Annotated in this window: 20 protein-coding genes; 11 read left to right on the top strand and 9 right to left on the bottom strand. The window is 67.7% G+C overall.

The window, feature by feature from the left end:
• Positions 1-74: 74 nt before the first annotated feature.
• The 3 genes from fabB to RTK35_RS03180 form a co-directional block, all read right to left on the bottom strand.
• Positions 75-1,292 (bottom strand): beta-ketoacyl-ACP synthase I, encoded by a 1,218-nt coding sequence (gene fabB / locus RTK35_RS03190; RefSeq protein ID WP_044413999.1) that lies wholly within the window; start codon positions 1,290-1,292, stop codon positions 75-77.
• An 11-nt stretch (positions 1,293-1,303) separates the two neighbouring features.
• Positions 1,304-1,819, bottom strand: a complete 516-nt coding sequence (gene fabA, locus RTK35_RS03185; protein WP_044413996.1) for a 3-hydroxyacyl-[acyl-carrier-protein] dehydratase FabA — start codon at positions 1,817-1,819, stop codon at positions 1,304-1,306.
• A 208-nt stretch (positions 1,820-2,027) separates the two neighbouring features.
• Positions 2,028-3,950: an ATP-binding protein gene (locus RTK35_RS03180; RefSeq protein ID WP_142008385.1), complete on the bottom strand. Its 1,923-nt coding sequence runs from the start codon at positions 3,948-3,950 to the stop codon at positions 2,028-2,030.
• Between the two features lie 364 nt (positions 3,951-4,314).
• On the opposite strand from RTK35_RS03180, the gene RTK35_RS03175 reads away from it, so the two are divergent.
• The 4 genes from RTK35_RS03175 to RTK35_RS03160 are packed head-to-tail and all read left to right on the top strand — an operon-like array spanning position 4,315 to position 6,640.
• Positions 4,315-5,337, top strand: coding sequence for an NAD(P)H-dependent glycerol-3-phosphate dehydrogenase (locus tag RTK35_RS03175; RefSeq protein ID WP_069560232.1), 1,023 nt, complete (start codon positions 4,315-4,317; stop codon positions 5,335-5,337).
• Between the two features lie 29 nt (positions 5,338-5,366).
• On the top strand, positions 5,367-5,714 hold the full coding sequence (locus RTK35_RS03170; protein ID WP_316907362.1) for a DUF4389 domain-containing protein: 348 nt from the start codon (positions 5,367-5,369) through the stop codon (positions 5,712-5,714).
• Positions 5,711-6,175, top strand: a complete 465-nt coding sequence (gene sixA / locus RTK35_RS03165; protein WP_142008387.1) for a phosphohistidine phosphatase SixA — start codon at positions 5,711-5,713, stop codon at positions 6,173-6,175. The genes RTK35_RS03170 and sixA overlap by 4 nt, the downstream gene beginning before the upstream one ends.
• 27 nt (positions 6,176-6,202) lie before the next feature.
• On the top strand, positions 6,203-6,640 hold the full coding sequence (locus RTK35_RS03160) for a hypothetical protein (protein ID WP_160481245.1): 438 nt from the start codon (positions 6,203-6,205) through the stop codon (positions 6,638-6,640).
• A gap of 36 nt (positions 6,641-6,676) precedes the next feature.
• Here the strand turns inward: RTK35_RS03160 and RTK35_RS03155 are convergent, their stop codons facing one another.
• Positions 6,677-7,663 carry a TerC family protein gene (locus RTK35_RS03155; RefSeq protein WP_316907361.1) on the bottom strand — a complete coding sequence of 329 codons (987 nt, stop codon included), beginning with the start codon at positions 7,661-7,663 and terminating at the stop codon, positions 6,677-6,679.
• Positions 7,664-7,928: 265 nt separating this feature from the next.
• On the opposite strand from RTK35_RS03155, the gene RTK35_RS03150 reads away from it, so the two are divergent.
• Both RTK35_RS03150 and RTK35_RS03145 read left to right on the top strand, forming a co-directional pair.
• The gene (locus tag RTK35_RS03150; RefSeq protein ID WP_316907360.1) at positions 7,929-9,596 is read left to right on the top strand and encodes an AMP-binding protein; all 1,668 of its coding nucleotides are present in this window, start codon (positions 7,929-7,931) and stop codon (positions 9,594-9,596) included.
• 44 nt (positions 9,597-9,640) lie between these two features.
• Positions 9,641-10,084 (top strand): hotdog fold thioesterase, encoded by a 444-nt coding sequence (locus tag RTK35_RS03145; RefSeq protein ID WP_316907359.1) that lies wholly within the window; start codon positions 9,641-9,643, stop codon positions 10,082-10,084.
• Positions 10,085-10,124: 40 nt separating this feature from the next.
• Here RTK35_RS03145 and xthA read toward each other — a convergent pair whose 3' ends face one another.
• The gene (gene xthA, locus RTK35_RS03140; RefSeq protein WP_044413974.1) at positions 10,125-10,937 is read right to left on the bottom strand and encodes an exodeoxyribonuclease III; all 813 of its coding nucleotides are present in this window, start codon (positions 10,935-10,937) and stop codon (positions 10,125-10,127) included.
• A 155-nt stretch (positions 10,938-11,092) separates the two neighbouring features.
• Between xthA and RTK35_RS03135 the strand changes: the two genes are divergently transcribed.
• From RTK35_RS03135 to RTK35_RS03120, 4 genes are all read left to right on the top strand, one after another.
• The gene (locus tag RTK35_RS03135; RefSeq protein WP_074972525.1) at positions 11,093-11,755 is read left to right on the top strand and encodes a GNAT family N-acetyltransferase; all 663 of its coding nucleotides are present in this window, start codon (positions 11,093-11,095) and stop codon (positions 11,753-11,755) included.
• A gap of 104 nt (positions 11,756-11,859) precedes the next feature.
• A complete protein-coding gene (locus RTK35_RS03130; protein ID WP_377746404.1) occupies positions 11,860-13,590 on the top strand; it encodes an autotransporter assembly complex protein TamA in 1,731 nt (576 codons plus the stop codon).
• Positions 13,587-17,234, top strand: a complete 3,648-nt coding sequence (locus RTK35_RS03125) for a translocation/assembly module TamB domain-containing protein (RefSeq protein ID WP_316907357.1) — start codon at positions 13,587-13,589, stop codon at positions 17,232-17,234. The genes RTK35_RS03130 and RTK35_RS03125 overlap by 4 nt, the downstream gene beginning before the upstream one ends.
• Before the next feature lie 169 nt (positions 17,235-17,403).
• Complete coding sequence (locus RTK35_RS03120; protein WP_052807676.1) at positions 17,404-17,595, top strand: putative motility protein; 192 nt, start codon at positions 17,404-17,406, stop codon at positions 17,593-17,595.
• Between the two features lie 21 nt (positions 17,596-17,616).
• Here RTK35_RS03120 and RTK35_RS03115 read toward each other — a convergent pair whose 3' ends face one another.
• The 3 genes from RTK35_RS03115 to RTK35_RS03105 all read right to left on the bottom strand — a co-directional run bounded on the left by RTK35_RS03115 (position 17,617) and on the right by RTK35_RS03105 (position 21,033).
• On the bottom strand, positions 17,617-19,101 hold the full coding sequence (locus tag RTK35_RS03115; protein WP_044413962.1) for a sensor domain-containing diguanylate cyclase: 1,485 nt from the start codon (positions 19,099-19,101) through the stop codon (positions 17,617-17,619).
• Positions 19,102-19,165: 64 nt separating this feature from the next.
• Positions 19,166-19,963 carry a DUF4824 family protein gene (locus tag RTK35_RS03110; protein ID WP_316907356.1) on the bottom strand — a complete coding sequence of 266 codons (798 nt, stop codon included), beginning with the start codon at positions 19,961-19,963 and terminating at the stop codon, positions 19,166-19,168.
• Complete coding sequence (locus tag RTK35_RS03105) at positions 19,963-21,033, bottom strand: DUF2157 domain-containing protein (RefSeq protein ID WP_316907355.1); 1,071 nt, start codon at positions 21,031-21,033, stop codon at positions 19,963-19,965. The genes RTK35_RS03110 and RTK35_RS03105 overlap by 1 nt, the downstream gene beginning before the upstream one ends.
• A 382-nt stretch (positions 21,034-21,415) precedes the next feature.
• Between RTK35_RS03105 and rlmM the strand changes: the two genes are divergently transcribed.
• Entirely contained in the window at positions 21,416-22,468 is a 1,053-nt protein-coding gene (gene rlmM, locus RTK35_RS03100; protein WP_316907354.1) for a 23S rRNA (cytidine(2498)-2'-O)-methyltransferase RlmM, read from the top strand.
• A 9-nt stretch (positions 22,469-22,477) separates the two neighbouring features.
• Here rlmM and RTK35_RS03095 read toward each other — a convergent pair whose 3' ends face one another.
• A complete protein-coding gene (locus RTK35_RS03095; RefSeq protein ID WP_316907353.1) occupies positions 22,478-24,010 on the bottom strand; it encodes an alpha/beta hydrolase in 1,533 nt (510 codons plus the stop codon).
• Positions 24,011-24,040: the final 30 nt, after the last annotated feature.

Genomic DNA, 24,040 nt, shown 5'->3' with positions numbered 1-24,040 from the left:
GATGCGGTTTTACGTGGGGCATGAAAAAGGCCCGTATCCGGGGATACGGGCCTTCAGGTGTCGCCGGGGGCCGGTCAGGCCTTGAAGCGCTGCAGCACCAGGGTGGCGTTGGTGCCGCCGAAGCCGAAGCTGTTGGACATGACGGTGTCCAGCTTGGCGTCTTCGCGAACCTGGCGAAGGATCGGCATGTCGGCCACTTCCGGGTCCAGCTCGTCGATGTTGGCCGAGGCAGCGATGAAGTTGCCTTCCATCATCAGCAGGCAGTAGATCGCCTCGTGGACGCCGGCGGCACCCAGGCTGTGGCCGGACAGGCTCTTGGTGGAGCTGATTACCGGGGCCTTGTCGCCGAAGACTTCACGTACGCCGCGGATCTCCGCCACGTCGCCCACCGGGGTGGAGGTGCCGTGGGTGTTGAGGTAGTCGATCGGGGCCTTGACGGTGGACAGGGCCTGCTGCATGCAGCGGACCGCGCCTTCGCCGCTCGGGGCGACCATGTCGTAGCCGTCGGAGGTGGCGCCGTAGCCGACGATCTCGGCGTAGATCTTGGCGCCGCGCTTGAGGGCGTGCTCCAGTTCCTCGACCACCACCATGCCGCCGCCACCGGCGATGACGAAGCCGTCACGCTTGGCGTCGTAGGCGCGGGAGGCCTTCTCGGGGGTGTCGTTGTACTGGGTGGAGAGGGCGCCCATGGCGTCGAACAGGCAGCTCTGGCTCCAGTGCTCTTCTTCGCCGCCGCCGGCGAAGACCACGTCCTGCTTGCCGAGCTGGATCTGCTCCATGGCCTGGCCGATGCAGTGCGCGCTGGTGGCGCAGGCGGAGGAGATGGAGAAGTTCACGCCCTTGATCTGGAAGGGGGTGGCCAGGCACGCGGAAACGGTGCTGCCCATGGTGCGGGTCACGCGGTATGGGCCGATGCGCTTGACGCCCTTCTCGCGGAGGGTATCGATGGCTTCCATCTGGTTGACGGTGGAGGCGCCACCGGAACCGGCGATGAGGCCGGTGCGGGGATTGGAGATCTGCTCGGGCGTCAGGCCGGAGTCCTTGATCGCCTGTTCCATCGCCAGGTAGGCGTAGGCGGCGGCGTCACCCATGAAGCGGAAGATCTTGCGATCAATCAGCTCTTCCAGGTTCAGGTCGACGGAACCGGAAACGTGGCTGCGCAGGCCCATCTCGGCGTAGGCCGGGTTGTGGCGGATACCGGCACGGCCGGCACGCAGGTTGGCGGAAACGGTTTCCTTGTCATTGCCCAGGCAGGAAACGATGCCCAGGCCGGTGATCACGACGCGACGCATGCGGATAACCCTTAGAAGCTGTCAGTTGAAGTGAAGAGGCCGACGCGGAGGCCTTCCGCGCTGTAGATCTCGCGACCGTCGACGCTGACGGTGCCATCGGCGATGCCGAGGATCAGCGAGCGGTTGATGGTGCGCTTGATCTGGATGTTGTAGGTGATCTTCTTGGCGGTCGGCAGGATCTGACCGAAGAACTTCACCTCGCCCGAGCCCAGTGCACGGCCGCGGCCGGGGTTGCCCTGCCAGCCGAGGTAGAAGCCCACCAGCTGCCACATGGCATCGAGGCCCAGGCAGCCCGGCATCACCGGGTCGCCCTCGAAGTGGCAGGCGAAGAACCACAGGTCGGGGTTGATATCGAGCTCGGCGACGATTTCGCCCTTGCCGTACTTCCCGCCGGTTTCGCTGATGTGAACGATCCGGTCGATCATCAGCATGTTGGGGGCGGGCAGTTGCGCATTACCAGGTCCGAACAGCTCACCGCGACTGCAGCGCAGCAGGTCTTCCCGGGAATAGGCGTTTTGTCTTGTCATGCGAGCTCCTAAATGGTCCCCGTACTGCAGGGCTTGGCATTTCGTCCACTGCCGTGCGCATAGCGCCGAATCGGCAGACTAGTCATAGACTGTTGCGTTGCAGTGAAAGTCACAGAGTACACTCGTACACCTGCATTCCGATCGTCCCGGGTCGCGCAAGGTGGGGTTCGAGGGCACAGCCTGCCGCACTTTATCACCCGTTGCCCACTCACCGAAGGTCGGGGGGGCAATCGGTCGCGCCGCCCAGCCAGCGCTGCAGCACACGCTGCAGGTCTGCCCGTTTGAACGGCTTGGCGAGGTAATCGTTCATACCCGCTTCCAGGCATGCTTCGCGGTCGCCCTGCAGGGCGTTGGCGGTGAGGGCGATGATGGGGACCCGGGTGCCTCCATTCATGCCGCGAATCTGACGGGTGGCTTCATAGCCATCGAGCACCGGTAGCCGGCAGTCCATGAGGATGGCGGCGAACCCCGTGCGAGAAGCCGCCTGCACGGCCTGGGCACCGTCGCTGACCAGGCTGACGCGGTAGCCGAGGCTGCGCAGCATGGCTTCTATCACGGTCTGGTTGACCGGGTTGTCCTCCACCAGCAGCACGTCCTGGCCGTTGCCCGCCGCGGCCTGGTCCGGGTAGGGGCCGTCCGTTCGATTCACCTGCTGGCGGAAGGGCAGGGGGATCTCCAGGGTGAACACCGAGCCCTGGCCCTGGTGGCTTTCGGCGCGCAGGGTGCCGCCCATGCGCTCGGCCAGGGTGCGGGCGATGGGCAGGCCGAGGCCGGTGCCGCCGTAGCGCCGGGAAATGGAGCTGTCGGCCTGCTGGAAGGCGTCGAACATGTGCTCCAGCCGTTCCGGGGGAATGCCGATGCCGCTGTCGTGCACGGCGCAGGTGAGCCAGAGCACCTGGTCGTCCAGCGCCTGCCACTGGGTGACCACGCGGATGCTGCCCTCTTCGGTGAACTTCAGGGCGTTGCCGACCAGGTTCACCAGGATCTGCCGGATGCGCGTCGGGTCGCCCTGGACTTCCACCTGTTCCAGGCCGGGCTGAGTCTCCACGATCAACGCCAGGCCGCGCTGCTGGGCGCTGTGCTGGAACACCTGCACCGAACCGTTGACCAGCTCCAGCAGGTTGAAGGCGATGCGCTCCAGTTCCAGCGCGCCCCGCTCGATGCGGGAGAAGTCGAGGATGTCGTTGATCACCTTCAGCAGGTGCTCGGTGGACTCGGTGGCCAGAGCGGCGTACTCGGCCTGCTCCTGGGTCATTTCGGTTGTTTCAAGAAGTTGCAGCATGCCCAGCACGCCGTTCATCGGGGTGCGCAGCTCGTGGCTCATCATCGCCAGGAAGTCGGACTTGGCGCGGTTGGCCTGCTCGGCTTCTTCCCGCGCGGCAATCAGCTGGTCGATGGCCTGGCGCTGTTCCCGGCTGGCGCGATCGAGGCCGCTGGCGAGGTTGTTGATGTGCCGGGCCAGGTCACCCAGTTCGCCTTCCTCCATCACCGGCAGGCTGGCCTGGTAGTTGCCGGCCTGGATGGCCTCCACTGCCTGGCCCATGGCGCTGATGGGCTGTGACAGGCGGATGGCCAGTCGGCGCGCCACCAGGAAGGTGAGGATCAGGGCGAACAGCGCCAGCAGCGTGGCCTTGAGCAGGATCTCCTGCTGGCGACTGCTGAACGCATCGTTGGACATGCCGACCACCACGCGCCCGAGGTAGCCGGTCGCCAGCTTGCTGTCGCCACGCCCGGCATGGAATAGCGTCTCGTTGCCCAGCTGCACCTGCTGCAGCCGGATCGGCGCATGGAAGATCTCCACCTGCGCACCGTTGCGTTCGAGGGTGCCCGGCTGCTCGACGTAGGCGAGGATGGCGTCGTCCTGGTCGCGCACTTCCAGGAAACGCACATGGGGGGTGTCCAGGGTGGCCTTGAGCAGGCCTTCCAGCACCGGACGGTTGCCGGCGATCACGCCGTATTCGGCTGCCGGCGCCAACTGGTTGGCGATCAACTGGCCGGTGTGGTTGAGCTCCTGGCGCAGGTCCTGCAGCCGGGCGAAGGTGAAGAAGCCGGTCAGCAGCAAGGTCAGCAGCAGGGCGGGGCCGAGGCTGATGAGTTGGGTGCGGGTGTGGATGTCCCAGCTGCGGGTCATGGGGTGGTGCCTCCTGGGCCCGTCAGCGTGGAGTCAAGGTGCGTCAGCCCCCGGGCGTTTCCGCTTTGGTCGCTCGCCCGGGCGCCCGCGTCACCTTGGCGGCATGCGAGCCGTCGGGTAGAGGAGGCGGGCGAGGGGCGTGGAGGCATGCAGGGGTCTCGGCGCAGGGCTTGCCAGGTTGAGTGATGGCCGTTCGGCGGGCGTTCGGCACCGTAAAACCACGAAGCGGTCACATGGGTGCGGGATTTTCGTCGCTCCCCCGCGGCTTGACCAGTGGCAGATGCCCGGTTTGAGACTGGTTGGTCGCTCGGGCCTCCGTATAATGCGCGGATTCGCCACCCGGGTGGCTCTACATGGACTGGTTATGACTCGAGATCAATCGATCGCAGTGCTGGGTGGCGGCAGCTTCGGCACCGCCATTGCCAACCTCCTCGCCGAGAACGGCAACAGCGTGCTGCAGTGGATGCGCGACCCCCAGCAGGCCGAGGCGATTCGCCAGAACCGCGAGAACCCCCGCTACCTCAAGGGGGTGAAGATCCACCCCGGGGTCAGCCCCAGTTCCGACCTGCCGGCCGTGCTGGCGGCCTGCGACCTGGTGTTCGTGGCCATCCCCTCCAGCGCCCTGCGCAAGGCCCTGGAGCCGGTGGCCGAGCAGCTCGAAGGCAAGCTGCTGGTGAGCCTGACCAAGGGCATCGAGGCCCAGAGCTTCAAGCTGATGAGCCAGATCCTCGAAGACGTGGCGCCCAAGGCGCGCATCGGCGTGCTCTCCGGCCCGAACCTGGCCAAGGAAGTGGCCGATCACGCGCTGACCGCCACCGTGGTGGCCAGCGAAGACGCCGAGCTCTGCCAGCGCGTGCAGCAGGCCCTGCACGGCAAGACCTTCCGCGTCTACGCCAGCGCCGACCGCTTCGGCGTGGAGCTGGGCGGCGCGCTGAAGAACGTCTACGCCATCATCGCCGGCATGGCCGCCGCCCTGGGCATGGGCGAGAACACCAAGAGCATGCTGATCACCCGGGCACTGGCCGAGATGACCCGCTTCGCCGTCAAGCTCGGCGCCAACCCCATGACCTTCCTCGGCCTGGCCGGTGTCGGTGACCTGATCGTCACCTGCTCCTCGCCCAAGAGCCGCAACTACCAGGTGGGCTTCGCCCTGGGCGAGGGGCTGTCCCTGGAGGATGCCGTGGCCCGCCTGGGCGAGGTGGCCGAGGGGGTCAACACCCTCAAGGTGCTGAAGGCCCGTGCCGAGGAGCTGCAGGTCTACATGCCGCTGGTCTCCGGCCTGCACGCCATCCTCTTCGAAGGGCGCACCCTGGCCCAGGTGATCGAGGTGCTGATGCGTGGTGAGCCGAAGACCGACGTCGACTTCATCCCCACCAGCGGCTTCTGAACCAGCCGCCCCAGGACCAGGAGCTAACCATGAGCAATGAGCAAGAAGACCTGCAGCGCGAGTCCATCCTGCTGCGTGTGTTGTGGATGCTGATCTTCGTCATCGTCTGGCAGTTGGCCGAGATCGTGCTCGGCGTGGTGGTGCTGGCCCAATTGGGCTACCGCGCCTTCTACGGCGCGCCCAACGGCGGGCTGATGGCCTTCGGTGACAGCCTCAGCCAGTACCTGGCCCAGATCGGCCGCTTCGGCACCTTCAATACCGAGGAAAAGCCCTGGCCGTTCGCCGACTGGCCGACCCCGCGCGCGCCGGAAGGCGAGGCCGCCCACCGCGTGCCCCCGGCGCCCCACCCGGTGCGTGACGAAGAGCCGAAGCTGTGAAGCTCTGGCTGCTGCGCCACGGCGAGGCTGAGCCCCGGGCCGCCACCGATGCCGAGCGACCGCTGACCCGCAACGGCCGCCAGGAGGTGCTGCAGGCTGCAGCCCGCCTGGCGGGAGTGCCATTGGACGCGATCATCGTCAGCCCCTACCTGCGCGCCCGGCAGACGGCCGAACTGGTGGTCGAGGCCCTGGCATTCCAGGGGCCGGTGCTGGTGGAGGGCTGGCTGACCCCGGAAAGCGATCCGCGCGAGGCGCTCGACCGACTGGCTCGGCGGGAGGAGAGCCAGTTGCTGCTGGTGACCCACAACCCGTTCGTAGGGGAACTGGCCGGCCTGCTCGTCCACGGCCATCGCCAGCAGCCATTGGCCATGAGCACCGCCAGCCTGGCCGAACTCGACGGCGCAATGCCCCTGGCCGGGGTGATGGACCTGCGTGCGCTTCACCATCCCCATCGCCTGTGACCCCGCCGGGGCTCAAGGAAGACTGCCGTGATCCGTGATTTCACCCGCCAGGCACTCGCCTGGCTTCTGGCCGTTGCCTGCATCCCGTTCGCGGGCGCTGCCGATCACCCCGACCCGTCCTACTTCGTCGGCCGCTACTGGGTGGTGGGCCGCCTGCCGGACAGTGGCACGCCCTACAGCGGTGACCTCAAGGTCTACCTGCATGAGGGCGAGATGGCGCTGTACTGGGAAGTGGGCGATGAGGTCTGGACCGGGCGGGCGACCTTCGTCGAGTCGGAGCTCGTCGATACCGCCACCCAGCTGCGCATCACCGTCGAGCGCGATGGCCATCCGTACGAAGGGACGCTGCTCTGGCGCAACGACCTGGACAACTACCCAAGGGTCTCGGGCTACATCTACGACCCGAAGGTCGACACCGACAAACCGGGCCTGGAGGCCTGGTTCCCCAACCCCGAGTCCCCCTGAACGAAACGCCCGGCCAAGGGGCCGGGCGCTGTCGGGTCAGTGGCTGGGGGCTTTGTTACCCCTCGTCTTCCAGAGCGAGACCAGCACGCCGCCGATCAGCAGGCTCAGGGTCACACCCAGGGAGATGGCCGGGGGGATCTTGCCGATGAAGCCCACCAGGAAGATCTTGCCGCCGATGAACACCAGCACCAGGGCCAGGGCGTACTTCAGGTAGGCGAAGCGGTGGATCAGCGCCGCCAGGGCGAAGTACAGGGCCCGCAGGCCGAGGATGGCGAAGATATTGGAGGTGTAGACGATGAACGGGTCCTGGGTGATGGCGAAGATCGCCGGGACGCTGTCCACCGCGAACACCAGGTCGGCCAGCTCGATCATCACCAGGGCCAGCAGCAGCGGCGTCCCCCAGAGCACCACACGGCCGCTGGCGTCCGGCTGGCGGACGAAGAAGCGCTGGCCGTGTAGTTGGTCGGTAATCCGCATGTGACGTCGCAGGAAGCGCACGAAGCGGTTCTCTGCCAGGTTCGGCTCGTCGTCCACCTTGGCGAACAACATCTTCACGCCGGTGATGACCAGGAACACGCCGAACACGTAGAGGATCCAGCTGAACTCATGGATCAGTGCGGCGCCCAGGGCGATCATCACGCCACGCAGCACGATCACGCCCATGATTCCCCAGAACAGCACCTTGTGCTGGTACTGCCGCGGGATGGCCAGGAAGCTGAAGATCATCGCCATCAGGAACACGTTGTCCATCGACAGCGACTTCTCGATCAGGAAGCCGGTGACGTAGTCCATGCTCGCGTCAGCGCCTTTCTGGTGCCAGACCCAGAGGCCGAACAGCAGGCCTGCGGTGATGTAGCCGGCAGAAAGCATCAGGCTTTCCTTCACACCGATCTCGCGCTCCTTGCGATGGAGCACGCCGAGGTCGAAGGCCAGCAGAGACACGACTATGGCGATGAAGACCAGCCAGAGCCAGGTTGAGGTGCCGAGGAAGTCAGCAAAGAGAAATTGATCTAGGGCAGTCATGAGCCCCTCCTTTCAGTCGAATTGAACCAACTATGACTCCGACATGGCGGCGCTAACCGTCAGAGGGGCCCGGCGTCATGGCGGCGAGAATACGGACCGCCTCATACCCACTCAAGCAGACCTTTTTGCAAATTGTGTATGCCCCCGGCAGAGGTCACGGTCGATACATTTCTTAACTTGCACCTGGGATGGCGTGCGTGGAATAGTCGCCCAAGCAAGTGCTTGGTTGTCCCCGATTCACAAGAACAAGAAAGGAGGAGGCCCTGTGGCTGATGCAGTCCGTTTGCCGCTCGACATGTTCTTCGAGCGTGAAGCACGTCATCCCAATAAGCGTTACCTGGTGCAGCCCATGGCAGGCGGCCAGGTGGAAGAGCTGACCTGGGGCGATGTCGGCGACCAGGCGCGACGCGCCGCCAGTTGGCTCAGGGGGCGCGACCTCCAACCGGGCAGCCGCATCGCGATCATTTCCAAGAACTGTGCCCACTGGATCGTGGCCGACCTGGCGATCTGGATGGCCGGGCACGTTTCGGTGCCCCTGTACCCCAACCTCACTGGTGAGTCCGTCCGCCAGGTGCTGGAGCACTCCGAAAGCGCCCTGGCGTTCATCGGCAAGCTGGACGACTGGCCGGCCATGAGCGGCGGGATTCCCGAGGGTGTGGCGACCATTGCGCTGCCCATCCACCCCGAGGGCACCTTCGACTACGCCTGGTCGGACCTGCTGGATTCCACCCCCATCCGCGACAACCCCCGCACCCGTCCCGAGCAGCTCGCCACCATCATCTACACCTCCGGCACCACCGGCACGCCCAAGGGCGTCATGCAGGGCTTCGGCAACTTCGCCTTCGCCGCTGAGCATGGCGTGCAGTTGTTCAATACCGGTGAGAGCGATCGCCTGCTGTCTTACCTGCCGCTGTGCCACGTCGCCGAGCGGATGTTCGTCGAGATGGCTTCCCTCTATGCCGGGCAGACGGTGTTCTTCGCCGAAAGCCTCGACACCTTCCTCCGCGACCTACGCCGCGCGCGGCCCACGGCGATCTTCGGCGTGCCGCGCATCTGGACCAAGTTCCAGATGGGCGTTTTCGAGAAGATGCCCGCCCAGAAGCTGGACCGTCTGCTGCGCCTGCCACTGATCGGCCGCTTCATCGGGCGCAAGGTCCTCGCCGGCCTGGGGCTCGATGCCGTGCGCGTTGCTCTGTGCGGTGCGGCCCCGGTGCCCGAGGCGTTGCTGCACTGGTACAAGCGCCTGGGCCTGGACGTGCTGGAGGTCTATGGCATGACCGAGAACTGCGGTTATTCCCACGTCTGCCGCCCCGGTGAGCAGAAGACCGGCTGGATCGGCCGCAACAGCCCCGACGTCGAAGTGCGCATCAGCGAGGAAGGGGAAGTCCAGGTCCGCAGCGGCGCCACCATGCAGGGTTACTACAAGGACCCGGAACGCACCGCCGAGACCATCACCTCCGACGGCTTCCTGCGCACCGGCGACAAGGGCGAGCAGGACGCCGACGGCAACCTGCGGCTCACCGGCCGCATCAAGGAAATCTTCAAGACCAGCAAGGGCAAGTACGTCGCCCCCGCACCCATCGAGAACCGCCTGGCCGTGCACACCCGCATCGAGCAGGTGTGCGTGGTCGGCGACGGCCTGCCGCAGCCGATGGCCCTCTGCGTGCTCTCCGAGGTGGGGCGCCAGGAGGCCGGCAACGGTACCCGTGAACAGCTGGAAGGCAGCCTCCGGGCCCTGCTCGACGAGGTCAACCAGGCGCTGGACAAGCACGAGCGCCTGCTCGGCCTGGTGCTGGTGAAGGACGTCTGGGCGGTGGACAACGGCTTCCTCACGCCGACCCTGAAGATCAAGCGCAACGTCGTCGAAGGCACCTACGGGCCGCGTTTCCCTGAGTGGATCGAGCGGCGCGAAACAGTGCTCTGGCACGACTGAAGTCCGCGTCGGTCACCCCGGCGCCCACCTAAAAAGGAGTCGACATGAGCCTGTGGCGCGAAACCCCCGATCTGGACCGCCTCAACGCCACCCTGCGCAACACCATCGGCGAGGTGCTGGACATCCGCTTCGAAGCTTTCGACGAGGGCTCGATCACCGCCAGCATGGTGGTGGACGGCCGCACCCACCAACCCTACGGGCTGCTCCACGGTGGCGCGTCCGTGGTGCTGGCCGAAACCCTCGGCTCCACCGCCGCCTACCTGTGCATCGACACCAGCCGCTTCTATTGCGTAGGGCTGGAAGTGAACGCCAACCACCTGCGCGGTCTGCGCAGCGGCAGGGTCACTGCGGTTGCCCGGCCGGTGCACCTGGGGCGCTCCACCCATGTGTGGGACATCCGCCTCAGCGGCGACGATGGCAAGCCCAGCTGCATCTCGCGGCTGACCATGGCCATCGTGCCCCTGGGGGAGGAGCCGTCGCGCAGCTGATGTGCAAAAGAAAGGGGCCGCTTCAGCGGCCCCTTTTCATTCATGCCAAGTCCAGCCAGATCGGCGCGTGGTCGGAGGGTTTCTCCATGCCGCGCAGGTCGTAGTCGATCCCGGCATCGCGCAGGCGCGCCTGCAGCGGCTGGCTGGCGAGGATCACGTCGATGCGCAGGCCGCGCTTGGGGGTGTCCTCGAAACCGCGACTGCGGTAGTCGAACCAGCTGAAGCGATCGTTCACCTCGGGGTGGAGGTGGCGGAAGCTGTCCACCAGGCCCCAGCCTTTCAGGGTGGCCAGCCACTCGCGCTCTTCCGGCAGGAAGCTGCACTTGCCGGTCTTCAGCCAGCGCTTGCGGTTCTCCTCGCCGATGCCGATGTCGCAATCTTCCGGCGAGATGTTGATGTCGCCCATCACCACCAGCGGCTGGGAGGGGGCGAAGCGGCTTTCCAGCAGCGCCTGCAGGTCGGCGTAGAAGCGTTGCTTGGCCGGGAACTTCACCGGGTGGTCGCGGCTCTCGCCCTGGGGGAAGTAGCCGTTCATCACCGTCACCGGGTTGCCCTGTTCGTCGGCGAAGGTGCCGTAGATGAAGCGGCGCTGGGCGTCCTCGTCATCCCCCGGGAAGCCCTTGTGCAACTCCAGCGGTGCCTGGCGCGACAGCAGCGCCACGCCGTAGTGGCCCTTCTGCCCGTGGTAGTGGACGTGGTAGCCGAGCTGGCGGATCTCCGCTTCCGGGAACTGCTCGTCGGCCACCTTGGTCTCCTGCAGGCCGATCACGTCGGGCTGGTGCTTGGCGATCAGCGCCTCCAACTGGTGGGGGCGGGCGCGCAGGCCGTTGATGTTGAACGAAACGATCTTCATGGGGGCAGCCATCCGGAAAAAGTATCGAATCCTAGCCCAACGCCCGCCGGGCCTGCCAGCACATGGCGGCGGGGCAGGGGGGCTGCTAGCTTTTCAGCCAGCCGGGGCAACTGCCCATCGCGGCGACCATAACCAGAACAACGAGGACACCGTGCATGCCCGGATACGTCACCCAAGCGCCGGTCGAAGTGCGCCTGCTCGACCGCGGCTACAGCCGCGAGGCCCGTTCGCTGCTTTACCACGCCTACCGGCACGAGCCCACCTACGCCTACCTGCTGGATGCCAACCGACCCGGCTATGACCAGCGCGTACGCGCCACGGTGCGGGAGCTGGTCAAGCAGCACTTCATCGAGGAGCTGCCGGCCATCGGCCTGCTGATCGAAGAGCGCCTGGTGGGCATCGCCCTCATCGCCCCGCCCCAGCGCCGGCTGGACATCACCGAAAGCTGGGGCTGGCGCCTGCGCATGCTGCTGACCACCGGCCTGGGCTGCACCCGGCGCTTCCTCGAATACCACGAGGCGGTGCTCGCCTGCCTGCCGCCCGGCCCGTACCACGTGCTGCCGTTGCTCGGCATCCACCCGGAGTTCCAGGGGCGCCAGCTGGGCGAGCGACTGCTCCAGGCGCTGCACGAATGGTGCGCCGAAGACGCCGGCTCGCAAGGTGTGGTGCTGGATACCGGCAACCCGCGCTACCTCGACTTCTACCAGCGCCAGGGCTACCAGTTGCTCGGTGAGGTCGCCGTCGGGCCGGTGCTGGAGCGGGTCTTCTTCCACCCCAACCCGGCCCAGGCGCTGGAAGGCGTTGGCGTGAGCGCCTGAGCCGCCATGGTTGTCAGCCCGACACATCGCGCCATGAAATCCTCGGCCGACGAGGCGTCTGTGACTGAAGAAAGGCAGCGGAACGCCGTGCTAGCATCCCGCGCATGAATGTTCGTCAAGGAATGCGCGGCCTAATGGCACTCGCGCTGTCGGCCCTGTGCCCGCTCGCGCTGGCCAAGGCCTCGCTGGAAGTGAAGGTGTCCCCGGCCAATGCCGAGCTGAAGGCCAATATCGAAGCCTTCATCGGCAGCCTGGGGGATCGAGATGAAACCGCCCTGCGTCGTTTCCGCCGTGCCGCCGAGGAGCAGGCGCGCCAGGCGGCGCAGGCGCTCGGCTACTACCAGGCGGAGATCGACAGCCAGGTACGCCCCGGCAAGGACCCGGTCCTGCAACTGGACGTGCAGCCGGGCGAGCCTGTCCGCCTGCGCCAGGTGACGGTGCGGGTGGAAGGCGAGGCCGCCGGCCTCAAGGCCTTCAAGGTGCCGAAAAGCAAGGCCCTGGCCCCGGGCGAGCCGCTCAACCACGGGCTCTACGAAGACGCCAAGAAACTCATCCAGAGCCAGGCTCTGCGCTACGGTTTCTTCGATGGCCGCTTCCGCTCCCAGCGGCTGGACATCGACCCCCGTGCCGGTGTCGCCGATATCGAACTGATCTACGACAGCGGGCCGCGCTACGCACTCGGCCGGGTCGCCTTCGATGGCGACACCCCCTTCGATTCCGACCTGCTGGCGCGCCTGGTGCCGTTCCCGCCCAACACGCCCTACGACGCCGACCAGGTCGCCAAGCTCAGCCAGAACCTCCAGGCCAGCGGCTATTTCGAGGAAGTGCGGGTGGACGCCCAGCCCGAGCCCGGTGCTGGCCGGCTGATCCCGGTGAAGGTGCGTCTCGGTGCCGTCAAACCCCGCACCCTGGGCCTGGGCGTCGGCTTCTCCACCGACGTCGGTCCCCGTGCCCGGGCCAACTGGACCCGCCACTGGATCAACCCCCAAGGCCACCGCCTCGGGGCAGAAAGCGAAATCTCCACGGCACGGCAGAGCGTCGGCACCTGGTACGAAATCCCCCTCGACCCGCCGCTGACCGATAGCCTGCGCTTCACCAGCGGCTTTCAGCGCGAACAGCTCACCGACGTCGAAAGCCGCCGCTTCACCCTGGGCAGCCAATGGCAGTCCAAGCTGCCGGACGACTGGCAGCGGGTCGTCTCCCTGCGCTGGGAGCAGGAGATCTACGACTTCGGCGACGGCAGCCCCAACGGGCGCAGCAGCTTCCTCATCCCCGGCATCGGCTACAGCGTCACCCGCAGCGACAACCGCCTCGACCCCAACCAGGGCTACCACCTGCAACTGGACGTGCGCGCCGCCAAGGAAGGCGTGCTGTCCGACGCCGACATGACCTACGCCAGCGCCATGGCCAAGGGCCTCTACACCCTGCCGGGTGGCCATCGCCTGCTGGGCCGGGTCCAGGCCGGCGGCATCGCCACCACCGACTACGGCGCCATCCCGCCCTCGCTGCGCTTCTTCGCCGGCGGTGACCAGAGCGTGCGGGGCTATGACTACCAGACGCTCTCCCCGGAGGACCGCCAGGGCAACAAGGTCGGCGGCCGCTACATGGTGGTGGGCAGCGCCGAATACCAGTACCCCATCGCCGAGCGCTGGCGCATCGCGGCTTTCGTCGACCGCGGCAACGCCGTCAACAACCTCAAGGACAAGCTCAAGACCGGCGCCGGCATCGGCGTGCGCTGGGTCTCCCCGGTCGGGCCCATCCGCCTCGACCTGGCCAAAGCCCTGGATGATCCCGGCGGCTTCCGCATCCACTTCTCCATGGGGCCGGAACTGTGAGGCGCGTGGTCAAGGGGGCGTTGCTCGCCCTGGGGCTCACCCTGGGTGGCGTGGGAGCGACCGGAGCCTGGCTGCTGGGCAGCGAGAGCGGCGCACGCTGGGCATTGGGCCTGGTACCGGGGTTGGCGGTGGAGGGTTTCAGCGGCCACCTGGGCGGCCAATGGCAGGCACAGCGTGTGGTGTGGCGCCAGGGCGAAAGCGTGGTCGCTATCACGGCCCCGCGCCTGGACTGGCAGCCCGGCTGCCTGCTGGGCATGACGCTGTGCATCGACCAGCTGGCCGCCGACGAGGTGGCCCTGTCGTTCCCGGGGGAGGGCGGCAGCACTGACGAAGGCCCCGTCCGCCTGCCCGCCCTCGCGCTGCCGGTCGGCATCCGCCTGGGCGAGGCCCGCCTGGGGCGCCTCAGCCTGGATGGCGAGGCGCTGCTGGCCGATCTCCAGCTTCGCGCCACCTGGCTGGCGGACGGGCTCACCCTGGAACGTGTCAGCCTTCGCCGTGACGACCTCGCGTTGGACCTGCAAGGGCACCTTGCCCCCAGTGGGGATTGGCCGCTGGAAGCCACCGGCACCCTCGGTTTGCCGGCCCCAGGCGGCCAGGTCTGGTCACTGGCGTTGCACGCCAAGGGCGACCTGCAAGGGCAACTGACCGTCCAGGCCGACAGCGCCGGTTACCTGCAAGGCCGCCTGGAAGGCGAACTGCAGCCCCTGGCCGACCACCTCCCAGCCTCCGCCACGCTGAAGGTGGACGCCTTCAAGGCCTCGGCGGGCCTGCCCGACACTCTGCAATTACAGCGGCTCACCCTCCAGGCCCGGGGCGACCTGGCGCAGGGCTACGCGGTCGAAGGGCACGCCAGCCTGCCGGGCGAAGGCGGTGACGTACGCCTCGACCTGGCCGGCCGTGTGGACGCCAAGGGGGCGGTCCTCAAGCAATTGGCCCTGATGGCTGCGCCGGAGCAGACGCTCGACCTGAACGGGCGGATCGACTGGCAACAGGCCCTGGCCCTGGATGCCCGCATCGCCTGGCGTGACTTCCCCTGGCACCGGCTGTATCCCGCGATCGACGAGCCGCCCGTCAGCCTGCAGCGCCTCGACGGCCAGGTGCAGTACCTCGACGGCCACTACCACGGGCAATTCGATGCCGCCCTGAAGGGGCCGGCCGGTGACTTCACCCTCGCCAGCCCGTTCAAGGGTGACCTGGGCCAGGTGGAGCTGGCCGACCTGCGCCTGACCGCTGGCCAGGGCAAGGCCCAGGGGCGCGTCCAGGTGGGCTTCGCCAGCGCTGTGGATTGGGACGCCCAGCTCGCCCTCAAGGACCTCGACCCCGCCTACTGGGTCGCCGAACTGCCCGGTCGCCTGGCCGGCAACCTGGCCAGCCAGGGGCGCATGGCGGATCGCCTCGCCCTCACGGCGGACCTCGACCTCAAGGGCCAGTTGCGCGGCCAGCCCGCCGTGCTCCTGGCCAAGGCCCGTGGCGAAGGGCAGCGCTGGACGCTGGAGCAGGTCCAGGCACGCCTGGGCGACAACCGCATCGAAGGCCAGGGCCGCCTGGAGGAGCGCCTCAATGGCCGGCTGGACATCGCCCTCAATCGGCTTGGTCAGCTCTGGCCCGGCCTGTTCGGCAGCCTCAAGGGGCGCCTCGACCTCGCCGGCAGCCTTGACGCGCCCCAGGGCCAACTGGCCCTCGATGGCCAGCGGATCGGCCTCGGTCCCCAGCGCCTGCGTCAACTGCGGCTCCAGGCCAGGCTGGATGCCCGGCAGAACGGCACCCTGCAACTCGATGCCGACGACCTCGAATCCGGCGAGCGCGCCCTGGGTGACCTGCGCCTGACCGGTTCGGGCACGCTCCAGCGGCAGCAGGCCGAGCTGAGCCTGAAGGGCCCCGACCTAGGGCTTGGCCTGGCCCTCGACGGGCAACTGAAGGACGGCGACTGGCGCGGCCGCCTCAGCCGTGGCGACGTGCGGCTCGGCACCCAGGACTGGCGCCTGGAGCAGGCCGCCTCGCTGCAGCGCCTGGCCGACGGCCGCCTGGACCTGGGCGCCCATTGCTGGCGCTCCGGCGAAGCCAGCCTCTGCGCCGGCCAGCAACGCCTGATGCCCGAACCCAACCTGGACTACCGCCTGCGGGACTTCCCCCTGGCCAGCCTGGCGCCCTGGCTGCCGGACGACTTCGCCTGGCAGGGGCAGCTGGACGGCGACCTGCGGCTGCAACTGCCGTCCACCGGCCCCAGCGGCCGCATCCTGCTGGATGCCGGCAGCGGTGTGCTGCGGGTGCGGGAGGAGGGGGCCAAGGGCCAATGGCTGGACTTCCCCTACCAGAGCCTGCGCCTGGAAAGCAGCCTGCGCCCGCAGCAGGTGGACAGCCGCCTGCTGTTCGAAGGCGGCAAGCTCGGCCGCCTGCGCCTGGACGCCCGCATCGACCCGCGCCCGACCCGCAAGCCGCTGCAGGGCGACTTCCAGCTGGAGGGCCTGGACCTCGCCGTGCTGCGTCCCTTCGCCCGCGGCGTGGAGGAACTGGAAGGGCGCCTCGATGGCAGCGGCACCCTCGGTGGCACCCTGCTGGCACCCAACGTGATCGGGCAGGTGCGCCTGGGCGGAGGCCGCCTGGCCGGTGGCGAGCTGCCCACGCGGATCGAAGACCTCACGCTGGATGCGCGCATCGCCGGCGAGCGGGTCGAGCTGTCCGGCACCTGGAGCGGTGGCGAAAAGGGCCAGGGCAGCCTGGGCGGCAGCGTCGCCTGGAGCCAGGGCCTGGATGTGGACCTGGCCCTGCGCGGCAACAGCCTGCCGGTGGTGGTGGAGCCCTACGCCAACCTCGATGTCGACCCCGACTTGCGGGTGCGCATGGCAGAGGGCCGGTTGGCACTGTCCGGCACCGTGCGCGTCCCCCGGGGCACCATCAAGATCCGCGAACTGCCGCCCCAGGCCGTGCGGGTCTCGTCGGATGCCCACCTGGTGGGCGAGCAGGACGAGGAAACCCCGCTGCAACTGGCCATGGACGTCAACGTCGAAGTGGGCCAGGAACGGCTCAGCTTCAGCGGCTTCGGTCTGACCGCCGACCTCGCCGGGCACCTCAAGGTCGGCGACAACCTGGCTGCGCGCGGCGAACTGAACCTGAAGAACGGCCGCTACCGCGCCTACGGCCAGCGCCTCGACCTGCGCCGCGCGCGATTGCTGTTCGCCGGCCCGCTGGACCAGCCCTATCTGGACGTGGAAGCAGTGCGCAAGATCGGCGACGTCACCGCCGGCATCCGCCTCAACGGGCGTGCCGACGAGCCGACCACCCAGGTGTTCTCCACCCCGGCCATGAGCCAGGAACAGGCGCTGTCCTATCTGGTACTGGGGCGCCCCCTGGAGCGCGGCAGCGACGGCAACGCCCTGGGACAGGCCGCCCTGGCGCTGGGGTTGTCCGGCAGTTCTTCGCTGACCAGCGACCTGGCGCAGAAGCTTGGCCTCAAGGACTTCCAGATCGGCGACGACGGCGCCACCGGCGTGCTCACCGACCGCCTCAGCATCCGCTATGGCCTTGGCGTACTGGAACCCACCAGCGTGGTGGCGCTGCGTTACGAACTGACCCGGCGCCTCTACCTGGAAGCCGCCAGCGGCCTGGCCAGCTCGCTGGACCTGTTCTACAAGCGGGACTTCTAGCAGGCAGCCGTGATCGAGGTTTTGGCCGGGAGCCCGGGCTTGAGTCCCCTGGCTTCCCGTGCCGCTGCAAGCGCAACGGCGGGCCTTCCAGGCGACTGACGGTGCTTTTCGGGGCGCCGGCATGGCCTCAGAATCCCGTCATCTTCCCCCGTTGACGTGCGAGGTCGCCGTGGACGTTTCCGCCAGCTCCATCTCCGACGCCAGTGCCGCCCAGCTCGCCATGAAGGTTCAGGTCTCGGTGCTGAAGAAGTCCGTCGACCTGCAGTCCCAGAGTGCCCTGGCATTGCTGGAGGCGCTGCCCGCACCGGTGAGCAACAGCAACCCGCCGAACCTGGGCAACGTCATCGACGTCACCGCCTGAACCTCGGCAGCTTCCCTCTCTTTATTCCTGTCCGGCGGTCTCGCTGCAGGTGCGGTCGCGCCCGGCCTGTTTGGCACGGTAGAGCGCCCGGTCGGCGCGGGCGATGAGGCTGTGCAGGGTGTCTCCGGGGCGCAGTTCGGACAGCCCGATGCTCACGGTCACCGCTGTCTCGCCACCGTCGAAATGATGGTGCGCCTCGGCAACCCGCTCCCGCAGCTTTTCCGCCAGCTGCAATGCCGTGGCACTGCCGGTGTCCTTGAGCAGCAGGATGAACTCCTCGCCGCCCCAGCGGCAGAGAATGTCCGCCTGGCGCACGCCCGCTCGCAGGTTCTCGGCGAAGCCCTGCAGCACCTGGTCACCGGCCAGGTGCCCGTGGGTGTCGTTGAGTTCCTTGAAATGGTCCAGGTCCAGCAGCAGTGCGGTCAGCGGACGCTGGTCACGCAGTGATTCCTGCAGCGCCTGGCCCGCCAGCAGGTCGAATCCGCGACGGTTGGGCAACCCGGTAAGGCTGTCGGTGGTGGCCAGCGCGGCGATGCGGTCGCGGTAGCGGCGCACCATCAGGTACAGCAGCACCAGTACCACCAGGGTCACCGCCAGGCTGATGCCCAGGTTGAGGTAGAGCACGTTGCGCACCGGCGACAGGGCGCCTTCTTCGGTCTTGTCGACGAACAGGTACCAGTCCAGCTCAGGGATGAAGCGGGCATTGAGGTAATGCTCGCCGTCGGGGGCGTGGTACTGGTGGTTGCCGCCGCGCTGGTGCAGCACCGCTCGTACCACCGGGGCCAGGCCCGGCAGTTCCCCGAGGCCCTGGCCCACGCGGCTGCCTTCCGGCCCGCCCTGGGCACTGGTGAGCACCACACGGCCGGTGGTGTCGGTGAAGTAGATGGTCCGCTGGTAGCGCTGCTGGTAGTCGTCGATCAGCTTCACCACCGCGTCCACTGTCAGGCCCACGCCAGTGGCACCGAGGAAGCGGCCGTCGTAGTCCAGCACCTTGTAGTTGATGAAGATGGTCAGCCGGTCCTGGTTGGCCATGTCCACGTCGACGTTGATCTCGTAGGGCGTCTCCATGTCCCGCACGCGGTAGTACCAGACGTCCCGGGGCTCGTCCGGCGAAACCTTCTTCAGTACGCCCCGTGACTGGTAGTAGGTGCCGGTGCGCTCGGAAATGAAGAAGCTGGTGAAGGCGCCGTAATGCTCCTGGACTTCGCGCAGGTAGCGGGTCATGCGTTCCGGGTCCTGCTCGCCCTGCATGGCCCAGTCCCGCAGGAAGGTGTCGCGGCTCATCATCGAGGAGATCAGGATGGGCCGCACCAGGTCTTTCTGGATCTCGGAATAGACGTTGTCCGAGGTCAGCGGCAGCTCGGTGTTGACGATGCCGTCGCGGATCGACTCGAGGGAGGCGTAGTAGCTGACCAGCGATGTGACGGTGAAGCCACAGGTCAGCAGGAGAACGAGCAGGGCAACGAGGAAGCGCTGGTTACGCAAGCGGGGCAGGTGGGCTGACATCGGAGCGTCCTGGGGCAAGTGGCCACATGCTAGCCACTTGCCCCGCCCGCGTCATCCGCGGCGTTCAGCGCAGCAGGCTGACATCCTCGATCCAGGGTTCCAGGCGCTTGCCGTAGGCCACTTTCAGGCGCATCGGCTTGATCGGCTCGTCGTAGGCGCCCACCAGCCGCTCCTCCACCTGCTGGCGCCAGCGGTAAGGCACCTGCAGCGCATCCACCTCCAGTCGGCTCACCCGGGCCTGCAGGCGCGGCGGTGTCTGGTTGTGGTCGTACCAGGCATAGAGGCGTGCCTTCACCAGCGCATAGCGCTTGCGGTCCGGGTAGCGCTGGCGCAGGGCTTCCGCATCGCTGCCGGCGGCCACCACGAACAGGCGGCTGGCGCGGTCGCGCTCGTACTCGAACTGGCTGCGATAGGTGGCCTCCAGGGCGGTGTTCTCCTCGTTGCGCTTGCGCGCCAGGGCCTTCGTGGCGTCCTTCAGCCGGGCTTCGGCGCGACCGAGCTCTGCCTTCCAGGCGGGGCCATCCAGTTCGAGCACGGCGTAGGTGCTGCTCTCGTGGGTGTCGTAGTGCCCCTCCTGTCCTTCGAGGGGCAGGCCGATTTCCTCCAGCACGGCACGGTCGAGGAGAATCTCCTGCTCGTCCGCATCCCGAGGCGTGCGCCAGTCCAGGCGCAGGCCGAGCCCGCTGTTCTCGCCGGACCAGCCGAAGTCCGAATAGTCCCGGCTCAGCTCGCGCTGGGACAGTTCCAGGCGGCTGTCCGGCTTGCCGGTGCGGTTGTGCCAGACCCCGGCCAGTGCCAGGCCGTTGACCACCAGGACCAGGCCGAGGGCAGCGGAAAGGGCGTAGCGATTCAGGCTGTTCATCAGCGGGCACCTCCCTTCAGCCAGCTGCGGCGCAGACGGTTCAGCACCACCAGGATGAGCAGGGCGATCAGGCCCAGCAGCAGGAAGAACAGGTACTTCGGCAGCAGGTCCCACCACCAGTCGAAGAGCTTGGTGTAGAGGAAGATCACCAGGAAGGTCAGGCTGCCGTTGATCACCTCCGGCCAGTCACGCCGAGCGCCCAGCCAGATGCCGAGGGCCGCGAGGGCGAAGCCGCCGAGCTGGTAGCCACCCTCGATCAGGTCGCTGTCCAGGGGCAGGTAGCTGGAGCGGCCCCAGTTGGCCAGGACCAGCAGGGTCAGGAAGAAGGTGATCAGCCCCACCAGGCGATAGGTCGCGGCGAATCCGCCGAAGCGCACCTGGGACAGGAACTGCGGAACAAGGAACACCGCCACCGCCGCCGGCAGGAAGTTCTCCGGGTGCTCCCCCATGGACAGCCAGTAACCACCACCCCAGGTGCCCACCCGCGCCGAGATGAATGCCATCAGGCACAGCAGCCCGGCCACCAGCAGCAGGCGTGCATTGCAGGCGTAGGCCAGCAGCAGCCCGTAGGCGCCCCAGGCGATGAAGGCCTTGTCCGAAGGGGTGATGTTGAAGATCTGCCCGAGCATCACCAGGTTCAGCACGAAGGCGACGAAGGCCAGCATGGCCGCCAGCTTGCTGAAGTAGCCGGTGCTGTCACGGCGCCGAACCAGCGCGGTCAGGCCCAGGGTGCCCAGGGTCGCGCCGACCAGGATGGCCACCTGCACGGTTTCACTGAACAGCCCCCAGAACTGATAGAAGAAGAACAGCAGGCTCGCGCCCAGGGCCAGCGCCCCCAGCAGCGAGGCGATGCGCATGCCCAGGGACAGGCGACGGGTCTGGGTGTCGTGGTCGATGTCGTAGAGACTGCGCAGGTCGGCCAGTACCTGGCGGTGGTGATCGCCGAGCTGGTCGAGCTGGCCGGGGTCGAGCAGCAGCGCCTGCTCCTCGTGCAGGCGCTCCACCTCCCGGTAGAAAGCCTGGATGTCGTCGGCGCGACGTTGTGCGTCCTCATGGGTGACGGCGGGCATGGCGGGTCCTTGTGCGTGCGGTGCCGCCGAGCACTCTAGGCTCGGCCGAACAACCGAGCAATCGGGCCGACGTGAAGTTGAGAAAACCCCGGCGAAATTGGGCGTACAAGGCAGGGTTTCGAGAAAGGTAGGTATTCGTACCCACTGATTGAGAGCGGTACCTTTAGCGCCGCCAGAGTCCTATCGCTGCTGGGCCTCCTCTTGCATTGTGATAATAGGGACGCTTCTCGTTCTTTAGCCGCTATTTATCTGTTTCGATGGGCAATGGTTTTTGCCGAGCCGTTGAGATCTAGATTTGTCTTTCTATGGTGGGAATTTTTATTTTTGTCTGTGTGAAATCTCCTGCGCCGGCTCTATAGTGCGCGCCCGAGGAGACACCACCATGAACACCCTGTTACTGCACTGCCGGCCCGGCTTCGAGGGCGAGGTCTGCGCCGAGATCACCGACCTGGCTGCGCGCCTGGAGGTGTCCGGCTACGCCAAGGGCAAGGCCGGCAGCGCCCATGCCGAATTCATCTGCCAGGAGCCCGGCGGTGCCGAGCGCCTGATGTTGGGGCAGCGTTTCGCCCGGTTGATCTTCCCGCGCCAGTGGGCCCGGGGTGAGTTCCTCGCGTTGCCGGAGACCGACCGCATCAGCGTGCTGCTGGAACACCTGGGCGCGTCCCCGGTGTGCGGCAGCCTCTGGCTGGAGGTGCTGGACACCAATGAAGGCAAGGAGCTGTCGAATTTCTGCAAGAAGTTCGAGGGCCCGCTGCGCAAGGCGCTGGAGAAGGCCGGGCGTTTGCGGGACGACCCGCGCCTGCCGCGCTTGCTGCTGACGTTCCGCAGTGGCCGCGAGGTCTTCGTCGGGCTGGCCGAGCCGGACAACTCGGCCCTCTGGCCCATGGGCATCCCGCGCCTGAAGTTCCCCCGCGAGGCGCCCAGCCGCTCGACCCTGAAGCTGGAAGAGGCCTGGCACACCTTCATCCCCCGCGAGCAGTGGGAGACGCGCCTGTCCGGCGACATGACCGGCGTCGACCTGGGGGCTTCGCCCGGCGGCTGGACCTACCAGCTGGTGCGGCGCGGCATGCTGGTCACCGCCATCGACAACGGTCCGATGGCCCAGAGCCTGATGGACACCGGCCTGGTGCAGCACCTGCGGGCCGACGGCTTCACCTACAAGCCGAAGCAGCCGGTGGACTGGATGGTCTGCGACATCGTCGAGAAACCAGCGCGCAACGCGGCGCTGCTGGAGACCTGGATCGGCGAGGGCCTGTGCCGCGAGGCGGTGGTCAACCTCAAGCTGCCGATGAAGCAGCGCTATGCGGAAGTGCAGCGCCTGCTGCAACGCCTGGAAGAGAGCTTCAAGGCGCGCCGCATCAAGGTGGCGATGGCCTGCAAGCAGCTCTACCACGACCGCGAGGAAGTCACCTGCCACCTGCGGCGCCTCGGCTGAGGCTGCCGCTCAGTGGGGCAGGGGCTGCAGCTCCGGCAGCTCCACTTCACCGGCCAGGCTCACCTGGCCCGGCCACCAGGACCCGTTGAACAGGTACTGCCCGCTGAAGCCGCTGAAGCGTAGGCCGAGGTGGTCTCCCGGTTGCAGCCGGGTGCTCACCGAAGGCAGGCGCACGTCGGCCCGCGCGGCCAGCGGGGTGACCTGCTCGCTCAGCACCTCCACATCCCCGTTGGCCCGGCGCACGGCGAGGGCGGCGAAGACTTCGTGATCGTCCTGCCGGGGGTGCAGGTGCAGCAGGGTCGGTCCCACGAGGGCAGCCGGCTGTTCGATCCGTTTGAGTTCGACGAATGCCGCCGGCTGCAGCCAGCCGCTGGTGGCGGGGCGCAGGCGGGTTTCCGGCAGCGGCAGCGGGCTGTCCTGGCGGGGTGCTTCGTGCAGGGCCAGGCCCTCGTCGGTGGACAGGCTCAGGCACAGGCGCGGGATGCTGTCCGCCGCGCCGTGACGGCCGCGCAGGCGGTCTTCGTACCAGTTCACCACCGCGGTTTCGAGGTTGAGGGCCTGGCCGTCGCAGTGCAGCACCGGTTCGTTGTTGAAGGGCGGCAGGCCGCTCCAGCGCTGCAGCGGTGGCGGCAGGATGTGCCCGCCCTGGATGCCCAGCAGGCGCACGTCGGCGCTGCCCTGGCGCAGGCAGTCGCGGATCGCCAGGCCCTGGTCGAGGGGGAAGAGGGTGTCGCGCAGGCCCTGGATGAGCAGGGCGTCGGCTCGCGGACGGCGACCTTGTTCGCAGTAGGCCGCCAGGCTATGGGCGTGGAGTTCGTCGCGCACCGGCTCGGTCAGCTCGCCGCCGGCACTGCGCAGGTAGGGCGCCTGGATGAATTTGCCGAGGTCGTAGCCGGTGGCCAGGCCGAGACTGACCAGCACGCCGGTCCAGCCCACTTTGAGGCGGCCGCCGGGGGCGAGGGCGTCGGCCAGGTCGTACCAGGTGGCGATGGGCACCAGCACGTCGATGCGCGGGTCTTCGCTAGCGGCCAGCAGTTGCACGGCGCCGCCGTAGCTTTCCCCGAGCATGCCCACGCGCGGGTCGCCGGGGCCGTCCTCGGTCAGGCGCGGCAGGTGGGCGCTGGCCCAGTCCACCACGGCGAGGGCGTCCTGCACTTCATAACGCGGGTCCATCATCTCGATGTCGCCTTCGCTGCCGCCCCAGCCGCGCTGGTCGTAGCTGACCACCCAGTAGCCGGCGCGCCAGGCCCGCAGGGCGGTGCGCCCGGAGATCATGCGCTGGCCGTAGAAACCGTCCGGCCCGGTGACCCGCCAGCCTCCCCAGCCGTGGGTGTGCACCACCAGCGGGGCGGTTTCCCCGGCGGCGAGGGCGGGCTGGAACACGGTGGCGGAGAGCCGTGTGCCGTCACGGGCGATGATCACCGCGTCGTACCAGGTGGCGGGCAGGGCCTTGCCGGCCTGGGCGCTGTAGTCGGGCAGGTGGTCACGGGCGGCGCAGCCGCCGAGCAGGAGGAGGGCAAGCAGCAGGCAGGTCGGGCGCATGGTGGTTGGGCATGTGGTGGGCGTGGCGCG

The sequence above is a fragment of the Pseudomonas sp. zfem003 genome, from assembly GCF_032621675.1.
In the GTDB taxonomy this organism is placed as follows: Bacteria; Pseudomonadota; Gammaproteobacteria; order Pseudomonadales; family Pseudomonadaceae; genus Metapseudomonas; species Metapseudomonas otitidis.
Note: the sequence above shows the minus strand (reverse complement) of the source record. Positions and strands in the feature narration are given on the sequence as shown.

Excerpts from the sequence above, each read along its gene's own strand:
- RTK35_RS03145 (WP_316907359.1), top strand. The coding sequence starts at position 9,641 with ATGAGCCTGTGGCGCGAAACCCCCGATCTGGACCGCCTCAACGCCACC.
- RTK35_RS03135 (WP_074972525.1), top strand. The coding sequence starts at position 11,093 with ATGCCCGGATACGTCACCCAAGCGCCGGTCGAAGTGCGCCTGCTCGAC.
- fabA (WP_044413996.1), bottom strand. The coding sequence starts at position 1,819 with ATGACAAGACAAAACGCCTATTCCCGGGAAGACCTGCTGCGCTGCAGT.
- RTK35_RS03170 (WP_316907362.1), top strand. The coding sequence starts at position 5,367 with ATGAGCAATGAGCAAGAAGACCTGCAGCGCGAGTCCATCCTGCTGCGT.
- RTK35_RS03115 (WP_044413962.1), bottom strand. The coding sequence starts at position 19,101 with ATGTCAGCCCACCTGCCCCGCTTGCGTAACCAGCGCTTCCTCGTTGCC.
- RTK35_RS03155 (WP_316907361.1), bottom strand. The coding sequence starts at position 7,663 with ATGACTGCCCTAGATCAATTTCTCTTTGCTGACTTCCTCGGCACCTCA.
- RTK35_RS03095 (WP_316907353.1), bottom strand. The coding sequence starts at position 24,010 with ATGCGCCCGACCTGCCTGCTGCTTGCCCTCCTCCTGCTCGGCGGCTGC.
- RTK35_RS03130 (WP_377746404.1), top strand. The coding sequence starts at position 11,860 with ATGAATGTTCGTCAAGGAATGCGCGGCCTAATGGCACTCGCGCTGTCG.
- xthA (WP_044413974.1), bottom strand. The coding sequence starts at position 10,937 with ATGAAGATCGTTTCGTTCAACATCAACGGCCTGCGCGCCCGCCCCCAC.
- RTK35_RS03175 (WP_069560232.1), top strand. The coding sequence starts at position 4,315 with ATGACTCGAGATCAATCGATCGCAGTGCTGGGTGGCGGCAGCTTCGGC.
- RTK35_RS03180 (WP_142008385.1), bottom strand. The coding sequence starts at position 3,950 with ATGACCCGCAGCTGGGACATCCACACCCGCACCCAACTCATCAGCCTC.
- rlmM (WP_316907354.1), top strand. The coding sequence starts at position 21,416 with ATGAACACCCTGTTACTGCACTGCCGGCCCGGCTTCGAGGGCGAGGTC.
- fabB (WP_044413999.1), bottom strand. The coding sequence starts at position 1,292 with ATGCGTCGCGTCGTGATCACCGGCCTGGGCATCGTTTCCTGCCTGGGC.
- RTK35_RS03110 (WP_316907356.1), bottom strand. The coding sequence starts at position 19,963 with ATGAACAGCCTGAATCGCTACGCCCTTTCCGCTGCCCTCGGCCTGGTC.
- RTK35_RS03105 (WP_316907355.1), bottom strand. The coding sequence starts at position 21,033 with ATGCCCGCCGTCACCCATGAGGACGCACAACGTCGCGCCGACGACATC.